A 15958-nucleotide genomic window follows, 5' to 3' on the forward strand; every position below is an offset into this window, starting at 1 on the left:
TACCAGTGCTCCAAAACTCTTAGGGTGACGGCATGGCGAGGCCACGGCAGTTCGACGAGGAGCGGGTCATCGGCGCGGCGATGGACACGTTCTGGCGCCACGGGTACGAGGGGACCTCCACCCGTGACCTGTGCGACAGCACCGGGCTCGGCCCCTCCAGCCTCTACAACACCTTCGGCGGCAAGCGGCAGCTGTACCTGCGCGCCCTGGAGCGCTACCACGACACCGCCACCGCCGGGCAGCTGGAGATCCTCGCCGGCCCCGGCACCGCCCGGCAGCGGCTGCGCGCCCTGATGGTGCACGCCGTCGACACCGACCTCGCGGCCGGCGGGACGGACCCGCACGGCTGCTTCGCGATCAACGCCGCGATCGAGGCGGCGGCCCTCGACCCCGACGTCAAGAAGGTGGTGCGCCGCACCTTCGACCGGGTCGAGGACGCGATCCGCACGGTCGTGGCGCAGGGCCAGGACGCGGGCGAGTTCCGCGCCGACACCGACGCCAGGACCCTGGCCCGGCAGGTGCAGAGCGCCTACTACGGGCTGCGGGTGCTGGGCCGGGTCCAGGACCGCCGGGCGCTGCTGTCGACGGTGCGGGCGACCCTGGACGCGCTGGCCCGCCCCGCTACGGCCGCACCGTGAGGACCAGCTTGCCGGTCACCCGCCCGGTCTCGCCCTCCGCGTGCGCCTTGGCGGCCTCGGCCAGCGGATACGTGCCCGAGACGTGCACCCGCAGCTTCCCGGCCTCGACGAGCTCCGCCACCGCCGCCATCCCCGCCTGATCGTGCTCCACGAGCATGTCCGTGGCCCGCACCCCCAACTCGGCCGCCCGCTCGGTCACTTCACCGAAGTTGCCCGGCAGGATCGACACCAGGATGCCGCCCGGCCGCAGCACCTCCAGGGAGCGCAGCCGCTCCTCGCCGCCCAGCGGGTCGAGGACCACGTCGACGTCCCCGACCTCCTGGGTGACGTCCGCCGTGCGGTAGTCGACGACCTCGTCCGCGCCGAGACCGCGCACGAAGTCGTGCTTGGCGGCGGACGCCGTCCCGATGACGTACGCGCCGCGCGCCTTGGCGATCTGTACCGCGACGTGGCCCACGCCGCCGGCCGCCGCCTGCACCAGCACCCGCTGTCCCGGCTCCACCCGGGCGACGTCGACGAGCGCCTGCCACGCGGTCAGCGCCACCAGCGGCAGCGCCCCCGCCTCGACGTGGCTCAGCCCGGCCGGCTTCGGCACGAAGGCACGGGCGGGCCCGGCCACGTACTCGGCGTGCGAACCGGCGCCGTACGGGTACGGCAGCATGCCGAAGACCTCGTCGCCCGGCGCGAACAGCGCGACGCCGAAGCCGACCGCCTCCACGACGCCGGAGACGTCCCAGCCCAGCGTGTACGGCGGCTCGCCCAGGAAGATTCCGAGGCCGCGGTGCTTCCAGTCGGTCGGGTTCACGCCCGCCGCGTGCACCGCGACGAGGATCTGGCCGACGCCCGGCACCGGCCGCTCGACCTCCGTCTCGTACAGCACCTCGGGCGCGCCGAGCGTGTCCTGGCGGACGGTCTTCATCGTGTGCTGCGTGGTCGGGGAGTTCTGTGCGCTCTTCGTGGTCATGGCACCAGCTTGCGGTGCGCCTCTGACCTGGGCAATGGCAAGATGGTCAGTAAGCGATAGGATCGTGCCATGAGTGCTCACGTGGTCGCCGTCCTCGCCCTCGACGGGGTGTACCCGTTCGAGCTGGGCATCCCGAACCGGGTCTTCCCGCTGGTGCCCGGCGCGTACGAGGTGGTGACCTGCGCGGCGACGGACGAGCGCACCGTCGCCACCGACGCCGACTTCACCATTACCGTCGAGCACGGGCCCGAGGCGCTGGAGCGGGCCGACACGGTCGTCGTGCCGCCGTACAGCCTGCGGCACCTCGCGGAGGAGCTGCCGGAGCCGGTGCGCGCGGCGCTGGCCAGGATCCGGCCCGGCACCCGCATCGTGTCGATCTGCACCGGCGCGTTCGCCCTGGCCGCGGTGGGCCTGCTCGACGGACGCCCCGCCACCACCCACTGGGCGCTCGCCGACTTCTTCCGCCGGATGTACCCGCGGGTCGACCTGGACCCGGAGGTGCTGTTCATCGACGACGGCGACCTGCTGACGTCGGCGGGCGCCGCCTCGGGCGTCGACGTCTGTCTGCACATCGTCCGCTCCGACCACGGCAGCGCCGTCGCCAACAGCGTCGCCCGGCACTGCGTCGTCCCGCCCTGGCGCGACGGCGGCCAGGCCCAGTACATCGAGCAGCCGGTGCCGGAGGCGGGCGCCAGCGGCACCGCCGGCACCCGTGCCTGGGCGCTGGAGCGGCTCGAACGGCCGTTGAGCCTGCGGGAGTTGGCCGAGCACGCCCGGATGAGCCCGCGCACCTTCGCCCGCCGCTTCCAGGAGGAGACGGGCACCAGCCCCGGCCGCTGGCTGATCCAGCAGCGGGTGCACCGGGCCCGGCACCTCCTGGAGTCCAGCGACCTGCCGGTGGACCGGATCGCCGCCGAGGTCGGCTTCGCCACGGGCGCGTCGCTGCGCCAGCACCTGCACGCCGCGATCGGGGTGTCCCCGCAGGCCTACCGCAGGACGTTCCGCCGGGCCCCCGCCGAGGTGTGAGCCGCTAGGGCCTGCCGTTGTCCACGTCGGCCGGATCCCAGCGCTCCAGGTCCCGCAGCCACGCCTTCGCCGAGCTGTCGGACGGCATCCGCCAGTCACCGCGCGGCGACAGCGAACCGCCGGCGGACACCTTCGGCCCGTTCGGCATCGCGGACCGCTTGAACTGGGCGAACTGGAAGAACCGACGGCAGAAGTACTCCAGCCACTGCCGGATCTCCGCCAGGTCGTACTCCTTGCGGTCCTCCTCCGGGAAGCCGGGCGGCCACGCGCCCGCCGCGACGTCCCGCCAGGCGTGCCACGCCAGGAACGCGATCTTCGTCGGCCGGAACCCGTACCGCAGCACGTGGAAGAGGGTGAAGTCGTGCAGCGCGTACGGGCCGATCTTCGACTCGGTCGACTGGAGCTCCTCGCCCGGCACCAGCTCGGGGCTGATCTCCGTGTCGAGGATCGCGGTGAGCGTCCGGCCGGTCTCGTCGTCGAACTGGCCGCTGCTGACGACCCAGCGGATCAGGTGCTGGATCAGCGTCTTCGGGACGCCGCCGTTGACGTTGTAGTGGCTCATCTGGTCGCCGACGCCGTACGTGCACCAGCCGAGCGCCAGCTCGGACAGGTCGCCGGTGCCGAGGACGATGCCGCCGCGCTGGTTGGCCAGCCGGAACAGGTAGTCGGTGCGCAGGCCCGCCTGCACGTTCTCGAAGGTGACGTCGTAGACCGGCTCGCCCGCGCCGAACGGGTGGCCCATCTCCTTCAGCATCAGCCGCGCGGTGTCCGTGATGTCCAGCTCGGCGGCGGTGACGCCGAGCGACTTCATCAGGGCGTGCGCATTGTTCTTGGTGTGGTCGCCGGTGGCGAAGCCGGGCATCGTGAAGGCGAGGATGTCGCTGCGCGGCCGGCCCGCCCGGTCCATCGCGCGGGCCGCGACGATCAGCGCGTGCGTCGAGTCGAGACCGCCGGAGACACCGATGACGACCTTCGGTCCGCCGATCGCGCCGAGCCGCTGCTGCAACCCGGCGACCTGGATGTTGTACGCCTCGTAGCAGTCCTGGGCGAGCCGCTCGGCGTCGGCGGGCACGAACGGGAACCGTTCGAGACGGCGGCGCAGCCCCAGGTCACGGTCGGTGGGCGGGGCGAGCGTGAAGGTGATCTGCCGGAAGTCGCGGGTGCGGTCCGCGTGGGTGCGCCGGTTGTCGTCGAAGGTGCCCATCCGCATCCGCTCCTGCCGCAGCAGGTCCAGATCGACGTCGGCGACCGCGAACCGGTCGTCCAGCGGGAACCGCTCGGTCTCGGCGAGCAGCACCCCGTTCTCGTAGATCATGGTCTGTCCGTCCCAGGACAGATCGGTCGTGGACTCGCCGAGCCCGGCCGCCGCGTAGACGTAGGCGGACAGGTAGCGCGCGGACGACGAGCGGCACAGCAGCTTGCGGTCCTCGGCGCGGCCGACGGTGATCGGGCTGCCCGACAGGTTCAGTACGACGGTGGCGCCCGCGAGGGCGGCCTCGGCGCTCGGCGGCACCGGCACCCACATGTCCTCGCAGATCTCCGCGTGCAGCACGAGCCCGGGCACGTCGGCGGCGGCGAACAGCAGGTCCACCCCGAACGGCACGTCCGCGCCGCCGACCCGGATGGTGCCGCCGCGCTCGTCGTCGCCCGGCGCGAGCTGGCGCCGCTCGTAGAACTCGCGGTAGTTCGGCAGGTACGACTTGGGGGCCACGCCGAGGATCCGGCCGCGGTGCACGACGACCGCGCAGTTGTAGATCCGGTTGCGGTGGCGCAGCGGGGCGCCGACCACGAGCACCGGGAGCAGCTCGGCGGACCCGGCGACGACCGTCGCGAGGGCCTGCTCGACCTCGTCGAGCAGCACGTCCTGGAGGAGCAGGTCCTCGATGGAGTAGCCGCACAGGCCGAGCTCGGGGAAGACCGCGACGGCCACCCCTTCGTCGGCGCAGCGGCGGCCCTGGCGCAGGACCGCCTCGGCGTTGGCGTGCGGATCGGCGATGGCGGCGTGGCCGGTGCACGCGGCGACCCGCGCGAAACCTTGGGCATAGATCGACCGGAAGTTCACCGATCCATCATGTCAACCGGTCCTGCCCGGTGCGCGCCGGGGCCCGGCCCGGTCGGCGACCCAGCGGCCGGGCCCCGGCGGTGCTCCCCCGCGGACACCGTAGGCGCCGGCCGTGGGGCGCGGGCGCCGGAAAGCGACCGGCCTGTCGCCAATTCCCGCCGTGCCCGCCAACTCGCCCTACGCTGGAACGAGTTGTCCGGGACCCCGGCCGGGAGGAGGGATCGGTGTGGCCGTGGAGGAGCGGCGGCCGGGCGGTGCGGCCGGCCCGTTGAGCCTGCGTGACACCACCGCCTCCGTCCTGCAGTCCGCCGCCTCCGGGCTGCTCGCCCCGCTCACCGTGACGGCCCCGCCGGGCCCCGGCTTCCGGGCGGACATCGACGGCGCCGTGCTCGGCGCGTACCCCGTGGCCCGGGTCCGGGGCAGCGCCCACCGGGTCGCCCGCGAACCCCGCGCCATCAGTTCGGCCGATGCCGAACTCGTCAAGCTGACCCTGCACCGTTCGGCCCCCGCCGTGGCCGCCCAGGGCCGCGCCGAGGCCCGGCTCGCGCCGGGCGTGCTCACGCTGCTCGACATGAACCGGCCCTACCGGCTGACCGTCGCCGACCATTGCGACGTCGTCGCGGTCGGCGTCCCGCGCACGGTGCTCGCGGGCCACGGCCGTGCGCTGTCCGCGCACCTCGCCCAGGCGCTGCCCGCCGACAGCGGTACCCGCGCCGTGCTCGCCACGTACCTGGACGGTGTCGCCCGGCAGCTCGGTACGCTCCCCGGCGCGGCCCACCCGTACCTGGCGGACGCGCTCGGCGCCCTCCTGGTCGCCGCGCTCACCGAGCGCCCGCCCGGCCGGATCGAGACCCCCACCGATCTCGTGGACCGCATCCGCGCCTACGCCGTCGCCCGGATCGCCGACCCGGGCCTCTGCGTCGAGCAGGCCGCCCACGCCCACGGCATCTCGGCCCGCCATCTGCACCGCCTCTTCAAGGCCGCCGGCACCCCCTTCGCGGCATGGCTGCGCGCCGAGCGCCTCGACCGGCTGCACCGCGACCTCCTCGACCCGGCCCTGGCCGGCCGCACCACCGCGGCGCTCGCCGCCCGCTGGGGCCTGCGCGATCCCCGGCACATCGGCCGGGCCTTCAGGGCGCGGTACGGGGTCACGGCCCGCGAGCTGCGCACGGCGCCGCCGCCCGGCCGTTAATGGCTGGCCCGCCCGGACGTGCTCGGCCACAGTGATCGGCATGACCGCCGAGACCTCTGAGCCCCCCGCCTTCCTGCCCGGCCTCGAACTCTCCCGGATCCTCTACGAGGAGGGGGTGCGCCCGGTCCTCGACGCCGCCCACCCGGGCCTCGCGTACGCGGCCGCCCGGGTCGGCTCCGGCTCGGAGGTGCTCGGGTTCGACACGGCGCGCTCGGCGGACCACGAGTGGGGCCCGCGCCTGAACCTGTTCCTCGCGGACGCCGACGCCGCCGCGCTCGGGCCCGCGATCCGCGAGCTGCTGGCCGAGCGGCTCCCCAAGCACGTGCGCGGCTGGCCCACCCACTTCCGCAGCGACGCGGGCAACGAGCTCGACCCGGTCTCCGGCCACATGACGGCGACCGACGGGCCGGTCGACCACCGGGTCTCGGTGGACGGCATCGGGAGCTGGCTGCGACGTCAAGTAGGCAGTCCCACCGCTGAGTTGGGCCCGCTCGACTGGCTGGCCGTGCCGCAGCAGCGGCTCCTGGAGGCGACCGCGGGAGCCGTCTTCCACGACGGCCCCGGCACCCTCACCGCGGCCCGCGCCCGGCTCGCCCGGTACCCGGACGAGGTGTGGCGCCATCTGCTGGCCTGCCAGTGGCAGCGGATCTCGCAGGAGGAGGCGTTCGTCGGGCGCTGCGCGGAGGTCGGCGACGACCTCGGCTCGGCCGTCGTCGCGGCCCGCCTGGTCCGGGACCTGATGCGGCTCTGTCTCCTCATCGACCGCGGCTACGCCCCGTACGGCAAGTGGCTCGGCACGGCCTTCGCCCGGCTGCCCGTCGCCGGACGGCTGACGCCGGTCCTGCGCGGCGCGCTCGCCGCGACGACGTACCCGGACCGGGAGAGCAGGCTGTGCGAGGCGTACGAGACGGTCGCCGCGCTGCAGAACGCCACCGGCCTCACCGAACCGGTCGACCCGTCCTGCCGCCCCTACCACTCCCGCCCCTTCCGGGTCCTGCACGCGGACCGCTTCGCCCGGGCCCTGGCGGCGACCGTCACCGAATCGGCCCTGCGCGACCGGCCGTTGACGGGCTCCGTCGACCAGTGGGTGGACAACACGGACCACTTGACCTCAAGTCGACTTGAGGTACCAGAGTGATCCGCATGACCACGGACACCGGAACCATCACGGCCGAGGACGTCACGGCGTTCGAGGACGTCGTCGCCACCGTCGAACGCACCCAGCGGGACAAGGACGCCGAGGGCTTCCTCGCCCTGTTCCACCCCGACGCCCTCTGGACGACCGCCCACGGAAAGGTCCTCGTCGGCTTCGACGCGATCGCCGACTTCACCCGCGCCGTCCTGCCGAACGCGAGCTGGGACGGCGACGTCAGCTACGAGGTGGTGCACGCCCAGCTGCTGGCCCCCGACGTCGCGGCCGTCAAGGTCCGCCAGGTGTACCACTCGCCGGACGGCGACACCGAGGGCGCCCCGCTCTACGTCATGACCCGGCAGGGCGACGGCAGGTGGCTGCTGCACGCCTGCCAGAACACCGAGGTGCACGCCGGCTAGACGGCGGCGTCCCCCAGCCACGGCCGCAGCTTCTCCGGGTTGCGGACCGCCCAGATCCGGGCGACCCGGCCGTCGGTGACGTCGAACGCCGCGACCGTCAGGACGACACCGTCGCGCCGGGCCACCAGACCCGGCGCCCCGTTGACCGACCGCACCAGGAGCTCCATGCCCGGCGCCTTGTCGGCGATGGCGACCATGTACTGGGCGATGCGCGCGCCGCCCTCGACCGGCCGGAGCGCCGCACCGGCGAGCCCGCCGCCGTCGGCGGTCATCACGGCCGCCGGGTCGAGCAGGTCGACGAGCGCCGCGATGTCCTTGCTCTCCCACGCGGCCTTGACCCTGCGCACCGCGTCCGCCTGCCCGCCCGCCGGCTCGGTGCCGCGCCCGGCCGTCACCCGCCGCCGCGCGGACGACGCCAGCTGCTTGCACGCGGCGGGGGTCCGGCCGACGATCCCGGCGATCTCCGCGAACGGATAGCGGAAGACGTCGTGCAGGACGAACGCCACCCGCTCGGCGGGTGTCATCGATTCCAGGACGACGAGGAAGGCCATGGTCACGGACTCGTCGAGGACCATCTGGTCCGCGGGGTCGGTGCCCCGGCCGTGGTCCTCCTCGGCGCGGTCCGGCAGCGGCTCGGGCAGCCACGCGCCGACGTAGCGCTCCCGCCGGGCCCGCGCCGAGCCGAGCACGTCCAGGCAGATCCGGCCGGTCACCGTCGTCAGCCAGGCGCCCGGCGACTCGATCTCCGCCCGCCGGCCGGGAGGCTGCGCGTACCAGCGGGCGTACGCCTCCTGCACGGCGTCCTCGGCCTCGGCCAGCGAACCGAGCAACCGGTAGGCCACATTGATCAGTTGGCGTCGCTCACCGGCTATGTCCTCGGTGTCCGCCCCCGCCGTCCGCATGCTCCGCCGCCCCCTCGCCTTACCTTTCGCAGGCCCGTGTCGTCGGCCTGGTGAGACCTTATCGATCTACGGCCCACCGCGGCGGAGAAGAGGACCCGACATGGCGACCCAGGCGACGGCAGCGGCACGGCGCAGCGTCCCGTTCCTCCAGATCGCGGTCGGCCTGCAGACCCTGACGATCTTCCTCCAGGCGGTCTCCGCCGGACTGCTGCTGACCTCGTCCTACGGGGAGACGCTGCACAGCGTCGGAGCCCGGGTGATGTACGCGGCGTCGATGCTGTACGTCCTCGCGGCGGTCCTGGCGTGGAAGCCGGGCGGCGGTTCGCCGCGGCCGGTCTGGTACGCGTCCGGCTTCCTCGCCCTCGCCTCGGTCCAGGTCGTGCTCGGCATCGCGCACGTCCCGTCGGTCCATCTCCCGCTGGGCGTCCTGATGTTCGGCCTCAGTCTGCTCGCGCTGGTGCGGCGCCCCTGACGCCCGCGCTCACCGGCCGTCGAGGCCGTCGAGGTCGTCGAGCAGTGCGGTCAGCGGTGCGACGACCTTCCGGCGCAGCAGGTCGAGGCGCTCGGCGCCGTACTGCCGTGGCACCGCCTCCACCCACATGATCAGGTACAGGTACGCCTGGTAGAGCGCGATGCGGCGGCGCCCGGCCGCGTCGACGACGGCCGGGCCGCCCGCCGCGCGGTAGGCGGCCAGGAAGTCCTCGTCCCGCTCGATGTCGGAGAGGAGCGCCAGGGACACGAAGTCGGCCAAGGGGTCGCCCCAGAAGGCCCGTTCGGCGTCGATGAGCGCGCCGATCCGGTCCCCGTCGACGAGGACGTTGCCGTCCCACAGGTCGACGTGGACGAGGTGCGGCACGGTCACCTCGTCCAGCAGCGCACCCTGCGCGGCGAACAGCGCCAGGATCTCGGCCGGCGGGCGGGGGAGCGCGACACCGAACCGGGCCGCGTCGGAGAGCACCGCGTCGACCATGCGCAGGAACGCCGCCCGCCAGCTGTCGTCCAGCGGGCCGAGCGCGCGGGACGGATACCCGAACCCCTCGCCCTTGATGGTGTGCAGCGCGGCGACGTGCCGCCCCAACTCGGCGCGGAGCACGGCATGTTCGCGGGCGCCGATCTCCAGCTTCGACTCGGCCCAGTTGGTGCCGGGGCAGTGGGACATCACCAGGTGGCCGCTGTCCGACGCCGGGGTCAGCGGTTCCGGGAGCGGCACCTCGGTCGCCTCCCGGGCCAGCCGGTAGAACAGGGCCTCGGTCGCCAGGAGGTTCCGCTCGTGCCGCAGCACGGGGACCCCGGCGTCCGGTGCCAGCTTGACCACCAGGTGCGCGCCGTCCGAAGTCGCCACGCGCACGACGGAGTTGAAGGTGCCGCCGGTCAGCTCGCCGACCTCGGCCACCTCGTCCCGCGGGACGCCCGCCGCGGCGAGCGCCGCCGCGAGCCGATCCCCGACCTGGGGCGCGCTCACCGGCCGGTGAACCGCACGAAGTCCGCCCAGGCGCCCGAGGACAGCGCGAGCTGTCCGTCGGCCGGGCGCTTGGAGTCCCGCACGTGGACAGTGGTGGGGCAGGCGGCGACCTCGACGCAGTCACCGGAGCTGCCGCTGCTGTGACTCGACTTCCGCCAGGCGAGGGCGACTTCGACACAGTCGTCGCCCGAGCTTCCGCTGTAACTGCTCTTGAACCAGGACAGTGCGCCGGTGCTGTTCATCGCGCTCCTCGCAGTCGCTTCAGCAGTCCCACGGAGTCCTCGGGGGTGAGGGCCTGCGTCCGCAGTTTCGCATACCGCATCTGGAGCACACTGATGGTTCCGGGGACGGTGATCAGCTGTCCGGTCTCCTGCCCTTCGGTGTATCCGAACCACTGGTTCCCCGCCGTCTCCAGGAGTCGCATCGGGCCGTCAAGACCCGCATGGACCCCGCGCGACAGCGGCATGATCTGCAGCTCCACATTGCGCTGCGACTCGGTCAACTCCACGAGTCCGTCGATGAGTTGGTGGGTGGCGGCCCGTCCGCCCGTCTCCCGCAGGAGCACGTGCTCGTCGACGATGAAGCCGAACGCGGTGCTCTGCCGCTCCCGCATCATCCGCTGCCGCTTCAGACGGCCCGCGATCTGCTCCTCGATCTCGTCGTCGGTGAGCAGCGGCAGTCGCTGCTCGAACAGGGCGCGCTGGTACGCCTCCGTCTGCAACAGGCCCGGCACGACCCGGCATTCGTACGTGTACAGGCTGAGGGCCCGCTCCTCCAGACCCGCCCACTTGCGGAACCAGGCGGCCAGGCCCGGCCTGCGGCACGTCTTCGCCGCCGCCTTGACGAGGATGCCGTGCGCGTCGAGCGTCTCGTCGGCACGCGAGACGAAGTCGTCGGGCGCCATGCGTCTGCCCTGCTCGACGGAGGCGACGAAGCTCGGCGAGTAGCGCACGAGCGGTGCGAACGCCTCCTGGGTGAGGCCCGCGCGCTCGCGGAACCCCTGGACGACCGCGCCGAACGTCTGGAGGCTGTCGTTCGGATCGGGCTCGCCGGTGCTGCTGGAACTGCCGGTCATGGTGGTACCCCCGGTGGGTGTGGGCTCAACCCCGCCAAGCCACCCATGGTCACGGTGGGTCACTGTCCCTGTCCAGAGCGCCAACTCGTACGCTGGGGCCGCGTACGAGCCGTTGACGTGGCCGTGCGGCCGGTGCGGCGCCACCGTGGAGCCATGCCAGCGAACGCCTTCCCGCAACTCCCGGTCACCGTCCGCACGTTCACCCAGCGCCTCAGCTCGACACCCCGCGGGGCCCGCCTCGCCCGCATCCTCGTCACCCAGCACCTGCACGAGTGGGGCCATCCGTACGGCTCCGACGCCAGCGAGGCCCTGACCCTCGTCACCGCCGAACTCGCCGCGAACGCCGTCCGCCACGGGCGGGTGCCGGGGCGGGACTTCAGGGTGCGGCTGCTCGCGTATGGTGACCGGAGCCTGCGCGTCGAGGTGACGGACCAGCGCGGCGAACGGCTGCCGGAACCGGGCGGGCGCGGGGGCGATGGGGGCCGGGGACTCGTCCTCGTCGAGGCGCTCGCCACGCGCTGGGGCGTGCGGGCGCACGCGCCCGGCGAACCGGGCAAGACGGTGTGGGCCGAACTCGACGCACCGTCGGCCGGGGACCACAAGTGATCGGCGAACAGGGGGAGTCATGGCCGGACGTCAGTGGGCCGTCGCGGTCTGGGCCGGGCTGTGCGTGGCCGGGATCGCGGCGACGGCCGCCCTCGAATCCCCACCGTCACCAGGCAGTTCGGGCCGCCCGGACCCCTCGCCCTCGCCCTCGGGCACGTACGCCGTGGACTGCGAGGAGATCGCGGACGGCATCGAACACGAACGTGCGGCGGACGCGGCCCGGCCGACCCCGGAGGGCCGCGTCGAGTTCAAGGCCTACGCGGTGCCGGAGCAGTGCGCCGACGTCCTGGAGCGGCGCGGTCTGACGTAGCGCCGACCGCGCCCCCCGTCATGTGCGGGCGCCGGTCAGTCCCGCGCGGCGAACGTGAAGGTGAACTGGGCCGGGGACGGCGTCAGCCGGTACTGCGGCAGCACGCCGGGGCCACAGGACTGGGAGCCGATGCCCTGGTGGGCGTGGTCGAGGTTGACCCACACCGTGTCGCCGGGGACGAGGTCGCCGCGGTGCTCGGCCGCGTCCAGCTGCTCGGTCGTCCAGCGGCGGGCCGTGAACCAGAACGCGGGGTCGCCGTCGATCCGCAGCCCCCCGATCTCGGCCCAGCGGACGTCCGCCCGCGCCCCGTTCTCCTGCGGCCGCACGTACGGCGTCTGCAACGCGTCGACGTCGGACGTCCACCGGCCCAGGCGTGCCGCCGCCCTCGTGTCGGGATACGCCTCGCCGGGACCGCCACCGAACCAGCTGACCGGCCCGTCGGCGCCGCCCGGCAGCCCGAACCGCACGCCGAGCCGGGGCAGCGGCAGCCGCCAGTCGCCGTCCGGCGCCACCGACACCGTGAGCCGGAGACGGCGCTCGTCGGCGGTCCAGCGGAAGACCGCCCGCAGGCCGATGTCGCGGCCCGCGGGCGCCACCCGGGTGCGCACGGTCAGCGCGTCGTCGCCCGGCTCGACGCCGTCCACCCGGTGCCGCATGCGGTGCAGACCGAACTCCCGCCACAGCAGGCCGAGCCGCTCACCGCCCTGCCAGCTCGCCCCGTTGTCGTTGTCCGTGGGCGCCCGCCACACGTCCAGGCGCGGCGCGACCAGCTCGACACCGCCGACCGAGCGCAGCTCACCGGTGCGCGCGTCGAAGGAGGCCGGGCCGAGCGTGATCCGCCGCCCGTCCGGGACCGGCCGGGCCTCAAGTACCCCGGCGGGGACGGGAGTCGGGGCGGACACCGACTGGCCCCACGCCACCTCGTGACCGTCCGCCTCCAGCGCTCGCACCGTCCACAGTCCGTCGGCGGCCGGTTCCGGCAGCTTCACCTCGGCCGACTCGCCCGGCCCGAGCGGCGGCACCGGCAGCGCGCCCTCCCGCACCCGTTCGCCGTCGGCCTCGCGCGACCACACGAACGACAGGTGGGACAGGTCCCGGAAGTCGAAGCGGTTCGTGACGCGCACCGTGGCCGCCGGCCCGTCGACGGCGAGCTGCACGGGCTCGATGACCTTCTTGAACTCGACGAGGCCCGGCGACGGCGTCCGGTCGGGGAACAGCAGCCCGTCGCAGACGAAGTTGCCGTCGTGCAGCTCCTCGCCGAAGTCACCGCCGTACGCGAACCCGAACCGCTCGTCCTCGATGCCGTGGTCGATCCACTCCCACACGAACGCGCCCTGCAACCGCTCGTACCGTTCGAACAGGCGCTGGTAGTCGGCGAGTCCGCCGGGACCGTTGCCCATCGCGTGCGCGTACTCGCACAGGATGAAGGGCAGCGCCCGGCGCCGCTCGGGGCCGCCGTCAAGACCCCGGCCGATCCGCTCGACCTCGGCGTGGTCGGAGTACATCCGTGCATAGACGTCCGTGTCACGGCAGTTGAGGTCACCCTCGTAGTGCACCAGGCGCTCGGGGTCGCGGCCTCTGATCCACTCGGCCATCGCGGTCAGCCCGCGTCCGGTGCCCGCCTCGTTGCCGAGCGACCACAGCACGACCGACGGATGGTTCTTGTCGCGCTCCACCATGCGCGCGGCGCGGTCGAGGAGCGCCGGGGTCCAGCGGTCGTCGTCGACGGGATTGTCGCGCCAGCCCTGCTCGACGAAGCCGTGCGTCTCCAGGTCGCACTCGTCGATCACCCACAGGCCGTACTCGTCGCACAGGTCGAGGAAGGCGGGGTGCGGCGGGTAGTGGGAGGTGCGGACCGCGTTGACGTTGTGCCGCTTCATCAGCTCGACGTCCCGGCGCATCGTGTCGAGGTCCAGGGCCCGGCCGTACCGCGGATGCCACTCGTGCCGGTTCACGCCCTTGAAGAGGACGGGGGTGCCGTTGACCTTGATCAGACCGTCGTCGAGGACGACCGTGCGGAAGCCGACGCGCAGCGGCACGCGCTCGCCGCCGGTGTCCAGGACGCCGTCGTACAGGCGCGGCGTCTCCGCCGTCCACGGCTCCACGGGCACGGAGACCGGCTCGCCCGTGGCGACGTCGACGCCCAGCTCCGGCACGGTGACCCGGCCGTCCACATCACTGTCGACCCGCAGCGTGCCCAGGCCGGACGTGTGGTCGTACGAGGCGTGCGCGAAGAAGTCCAGGGCGCAGCCGGCCGGGCGGTGCAGCAGCGTCACGTCCCGGAAGATGCCGGGCAACCACCACTGGTCCTGGTCCTCCAGATAGGAACCCGACGACCACTGGTGCACGCGGACCGCCAGCACGTTCCCGGCCGGCTTCAGGAGGTGGCCGACCGCGAACTCGTGCGGCAGGCGGCTGCCCTTGAACTCGCCGATGTCCGTGCCGTTGAGCCACACGCGGGCGCACGACTCGACCCCGTCGAAGCGCAGCACGGCGCCGCCGTCGCCCGGCCACGCCGCCGGCAGGTCGAACGTGCGCAGGTGGTCGCCGGTCGGGTTCTCCGTCGGCACGTGCGGCGGGTCGACCGGGAAGGGGTACAGGTGGTTCGTGTAGACCGGCGAGCCGTGGGCCCCGTCGCCCTGGAGGACCCAGTGCCCGGGCACCGCGACCTCCGCCCAGCCCGTGGCGTCGTAGCCCTCGGCGGCGAACGACTCGTCCTGCGCGTCGACGGTCGGCGACAGCCGGAACCGCCACGTGCCGTTCAGCGAGAGCGAGTCCGCGGAGGACCCGGCGTACCAGGCGCGGGGCGGCAGCGCGCCGCTGCCGGGCAGGGGATCGGTGACGTACGCGTGTGCAGAGGACATGGGTCTCCCAGGTCGGAGCCGGTCGGGCGGGACGGTGGGCGGGACGGTCAGGCGCGCACCGGTGCGGCGAGTGCCCCTTCGAGCGCGAACGTGGCCGCGCCGAGACTCACCGGGTCGGTGGGGATCGGACTGAGGACGATGCGGGTCGCCGCGCCCGGACCCGCCAGCGCGTGCCGGGCCACGGCCCGGCGGACCTCGGTCAGGAGAGGTCCGCCGAGCCGGCCCGCGACCCAGCTGCTGAGGACGACGACCTCGGGATCGAGCAGGTTGACGAGGTCGGCGACGGCCGGGCCGAGATGGCGGGCGGTCTCCCGCAAAACGTCGAGGGCCTGCGGCGAGCCCTCGGCCGCCGCGTCGGCGAGCGCGGCGATCGTGGCGGTCTGGTCGTCGGGGTGCAGCAGGGGTGAGCCCGGGTACAGCTCACGGAGGTTGCGCATGATGCCGGGCGCTCCGACGTACGCCTCCACGCAGCCCCGGTCGCCGCAGTGGCACGGCCGGCCGTCGAGGACCAGCGTCGTGTGGCCCCACTCGCCCGCGCCGTTGGTGACACCGCGGTGCAGCGCGCCGCCGAGGGCGAGACCCGCGCCGACCCCCGTGCCGAGGTTCACCACGACCGCGTCGTCGCAGCCGCGCGCCGCACCGAACCACAGCTCGGCGACGGTGCAGGCGCGCAGCGGATTGTCCAGGTACAGCGGCAGGTCGACGTGCTCGGCCAGGAGCCGGCGCAGCGGGACGTCGTGCCAGTCCCAGTTCGGGGCGTACACGGACACCCCGTCCCGCCGGTCGACGAGCCCCGGCATGCACACCCCCACGCCCAGCACCCGGCCACCGCCCGCGCCCTGCTCCCGCACGGCGGCGACGGCGTCGGCGATCACGGCGACGACCTGATCGGGGCGGTGCGTGCCGGGCCGCAGCTCCCGGTCGGCGCGCGCCACGACGTTCAGGGCGAGGTCGAACAGTTCGGCGTGCACGTACGTCTCCGCGACGTCCACGCCGATCAGCGCGCCGTGCCCCGCGGCCACCGCGACCAGGCCGCGCGGCCGGCCGCCGGCCGAGTCCTGGAAACCGACCTCGGTGAGGATCCCGAGCCCGGCCAGCTCCCCGACGAGCGTGGCGACCGTCGCCGGACTCAGCCCGGTCGCCGCCGCCAGTTCCCGGCGGGAGACCGCGGGCCGGCCGAAGCAGTGCCGCAGCACCTCGTACCGGTTCGCGGTCCTGATGTCGCGGGACGTGCGCTTCATGGACCTCACGCTAGGAGGCCCGTCACGACTTCGACAGAGGGTTGGAAGAAGTGGTGAGGGAAGTC

16 protein-coding genes are annotated in these 15958 nt (G+C 73.7%); 8 read left to right on the top strand and 8 right to left on the bottom strand.

Annotation, left to right across the window (positions count from 1 at the left end):
* Window positions 1–32: 32 nt before the first annotated feature.
* Window positions 33–638, top strand: a complete 606-nt coding sequence (locus M4J07_RS18280; protein ID WP_255973190.1) for a TetR/AcrR family transcriptional regulator — start codon at window positions 33–35, stop codon at window positions 636–638.
* Here M4J07_RS18280 and M4J07_RS18285 read toward each other — a convergent pair.
* On the bottom strand, window positions 622–1602 hold the full coding sequence (locus tag M4J07_RS18285) for an NADP-dependent oxidoreductase (protein WP_255973192.1): 981 nt from the start codon (window positions 1600–1602) through the stop codon (window positions 622–624). The genes M4J07_RS18280 and M4J07_RS18285 overlap by 17 nt on opposite strands.
* A gap of 69 nt (window positions 1603–1671) precedes the next feature.
* Here M4J07_RS18285 and M4J07_RS18290 point away from each other — a divergent pair, with 69 nt between their 5' ends.
* On the top strand, window positions 1672–2628 hold the full coding sequence (locus tag M4J07_RS18290) for a GlxA family transcriptional regulator (RefSeq protein WP_255973194.1): 957 nt from the start codon (window positions 1672–1674) through the stop codon (window positions 2626–2628).
* Between the two features lie 4 nt (window positions 2629–2632).
* On the opposite strand, the gene M4J07_RS18295 is transcribed toward M4J07_RS18290, so the two are convergent.
* Window positions 2633–4690 carry an NAD(+) synthase gene (locus M4J07_RS18295; RefSeq protein ID WP_255973195.1) on the bottom strand — a complete coding sequence of 686 codons (2058 nt, stop codon included), beginning with the start codon at window positions 4688–4690 and terminating at the stop codon, window positions 2633–2635.
* A 226-nt stretch (window positions 4691–4916) separates the two neighbouring features.
* Between M4J07_RS18295 and M4J07_RS18300 the strand changes: the two genes are divergently transcribed.
* Genes M4J07_RS18300 through M4J07_RS18310 form a run of 3 tightly spaced genes read left to right on the top strand, consistent with a single transcriptional unit; the run spans window position 4917 to window position 7433 of the window.
* Window positions 4917–5882, top strand: a complete 966-nt coding sequence (locus tag M4J07_RS18300) for an AraC-like ligand-binding domain-containing protein (protein WP_255973197.1) — start codon at window positions 4917–4919, stop codon at window positions 5880–5882.
* Window positions 5883–5922: 40 nt separating this feature from the next.
* Window positions 5923–7020 carry a DUF4037 domain-containing protein gene (locus M4J07_RS18305; RefSeq protein WP_255973198.1) on the top strand — a complete coding sequence of 366 codons (1098 nt, stop codon included), beginning with the start codon at window positions 5923–5925 and terminating at the stop codon, window positions 7018–7020.
* 5 nt (window positions 7021–7025) lie between these two features.
* Entirely contained in the window at window positions 7026–7433 is a 408-nt protein-coding gene (locus M4J07_RS18310) for an SgcJ/EcaC family oxidoreductase (protein ID WP_255973200.1), read from the top strand.
* Here M4J07_RS18310 and sigJ read toward each other — a convergent pair.
* On the bottom strand, window positions 7430–8335 hold the full coding sequence (gene sigJ / locus M4J07_RS18315; RefSeq protein WP_255973201.1) for an RNA polymerase sigma factor SigJ: 906 nt from the start codon (window positions 8333–8335) through the stop codon (window positions 7430–7432). The two genes, M4J07_RS18310 and sigJ, sit on opposite strands and share 4 nt — an antisense overlap.
* A gap of 100 nt (window positions 8336–8435) precedes the next feature.
* Between sigJ and M4J07_RS18320 the strand changes: the two genes are divergently transcribed.
* Window positions 8436–8807: a hypothetical protein gene (locus M4J07_RS18320; RefSeq protein WP_255973203.1), complete on the top strand. Its 372-nt coding sequence runs from the start codon at window positions 8436–8438 to the stop codon at window positions 8805–8807.
* A 9-nt stretch (window positions 8808–8816) separates the two neighbouring features.
* Here M4J07_RS18320 and M4J07_RS18325 read toward each other — a convergent pair whose 3' ends face one another.
* Genes M4J07_RS18325 through M4J07_RS18335 form a run of 3 tightly spaced genes read right to left on the bottom strand, consistent with a single transcriptional unit; the run spans window position 8817 to window position 10872 of the window.
* Complete coding sequence (locus M4J07_RS18325; protein ID WP_255973205.1) at window positions 8817–9797, bottom strand: phosphotransferase; 981 nt, start codon at window positions 9795–9797, stop codon at window positions 8817–8819.
* Window positions 9794–10039 (bottom strand): DUF397 domain-containing protein, encoded by a 246-nt coding sequence (locus tag M4J07_RS18330; protein WP_255973206.1) that lies wholly within the window; start codon window positions 10037–10039, stop codon window positions 9794–9796. The genes M4J07_RS18325 and M4J07_RS18330 overlap by 4 nt, the downstream gene beginning before the upstream one ends.
* Entirely contained in the window at window positions 10036–10872 is an 837-nt protein-coding gene (locus M4J07_RS18335) for a helix-turn-helix domain-containing protein (RefSeq protein WP_255973208.1), read from the bottom strand. Before M4J07_RS18335 ends, M4J07_RS18330 begins: the two co-directional genes overlap by 4 nt.
* 153 nt (window positions 10873–11025) lie before the next feature.
* On the opposite strand from M4J07_RS18335, the gene M4J07_RS18340 reads away from it, so the two are divergent.
* Window positions 11026–11478, top strand: a complete 453-nt coding sequence (locus M4J07_RS18340) for an ATP-binding protein (RefSeq protein WP_255973210.1) — start codon at window positions 11026–11028, stop codon at window positions 11476–11478.
* 19 nt (window positions 11479–11497) lie between these two features.
* Window positions 11498–11788, top strand: coding sequence for a hypothetical protein (locus M4J07_RS18345; protein ID WP_255973212.1), 291 nt, complete (start codon window positions 11498–11500; stop codon window positions 11786–11788).
* Window positions 11789–11823: 35 nt separating this feature from the next.
* Here the strand turns inward: M4J07_RS18345 and M4J07_RS18350 are convergent, their stop codons facing one another.
* Both M4J07_RS18350 and M4J07_RS18355 read right to left on the bottom strand, forming a co-directional pair.
* Window positions 11824–14652, bottom strand: a complete 2829-nt coding sequence (locus tag M4J07_RS18350) for a glycoside hydrolase family 2 TIM barrel-domain containing protein (RefSeq protein WP_255973214.1) — start codon at window positions 14650–14652, stop codon at window positions 11824–11826.
* 47 nt (window positions 14653–14699) lie between these two features.
* Window positions 14700–15893 carry an ROK family transcriptional regulator gene (locus tag M4J07_RS18355; protein ID WP_255973215.1) on the bottom strand — a complete coding sequence of 398 codons (1194 nt, stop codon included), beginning with the start codon at window positions 15891–15893 and terminating at the stop codon, window positions 14700–14702.
* Between the last annotated feature and the right edge of the window lie 65 nt (window positions 15894–15958).

The sequence above is a fragment of the Streptomyces longispororuber genome, assembly GCF_024448165.1.
GTDB lineage: Bacteria > Actinomycetota > Actinomycetes > Streptomycetales > Streptomycetaceae > Streptomyces > Streptomyces longispororuber_A.

Coding starts and splice junctions, on each gene's coding strand:
- M4J07_RS18305 (WP_255973198.1), top strand. CDS start 5,923: ATGACCGCCGAGACCTCTGAGCCCCCCGCCTTCCTGCCCGGCCTCGAA.
- M4J07_RS18320 (WP_255973203.1), top strand. CDS start 8,436: ATGGCGACCCAGGCGACGGCAGCGGCACGGCGCAGCGTCCCGTTCCTC.
- M4J07_RS18340 (WP_255973210.1), top strand. CDS start 11,026: ATGCCAGCGAACGCCTTCCCGCAACTCCCGGTCACCGTCCGCACGTTC.
- sigJ (WP_255973201.1), bottom strand. CDS start 8,335: ATGCGGACGGCGGGGGCGGACACCGAGGACATAGCCGGTGAGCGACGC.
- M4J07_RS18350 (WP_255973214.1), bottom strand. CDS start 14,652: ATGTCCTCTGCACACGCGTACGTCACCGATCCCCTGCCCGGCAGCGGC.
- M4J07_RS18330 (WP_255973206.1), bottom strand. CDS start 10,039: ATGAACAGCACCGGCGCACTGTCCTGGTTCAAGAGCAGTTACAGCGGA.
- M4J07_RS18285 (WP_255973192.1), bottom strand. CDS start 1,602: ATGACCACGAAGAGCGCACAGAACTCCCCGACCACGCAGCACACGATG.
- M4J07_RS18310 (WP_255973200.1), top strand. CDS start 7,026: ATGACCACGGACACCGGAACCATCACGGCCGAGGACGTCACGGCGTTC.
- M4J07_RS18345 (WP_255973212.1), top strand. CDS start 11,498: ATGGCCGGACGTCAGTGGGCCGTCGCGGTCTGGGCCGGGCTGTGCGTG.
- M4J07_RS18335 (WP_255973208.1), bottom strand. CDS start 10,872: ATGACCGGCAGTTCCAGCAGCACCGGCGAGCCCGATCCGAACGACAGC.
- M4J07_RS18290 (WP_255973194.1), top strand. CDS start 1,672: ATGAGTGCTCACGTGGTCGCCGTCCTCGCCCTCGACGGGGTGTACCCG.
- M4J07_RS18355 (WP_255973215.1), bottom strand. CDS start 15,893: ATGAAGCGCACGTCCCGCGACATCAGGACCGCGAACCGGTACGAGGTG.
- M4J07_RS18280 (WP_255973190.1), top strand. CDS start 33: ATGGCGAGGCCACGGCAGTTCGACGAGGAGCGGGTCATCGGCGCGGCG.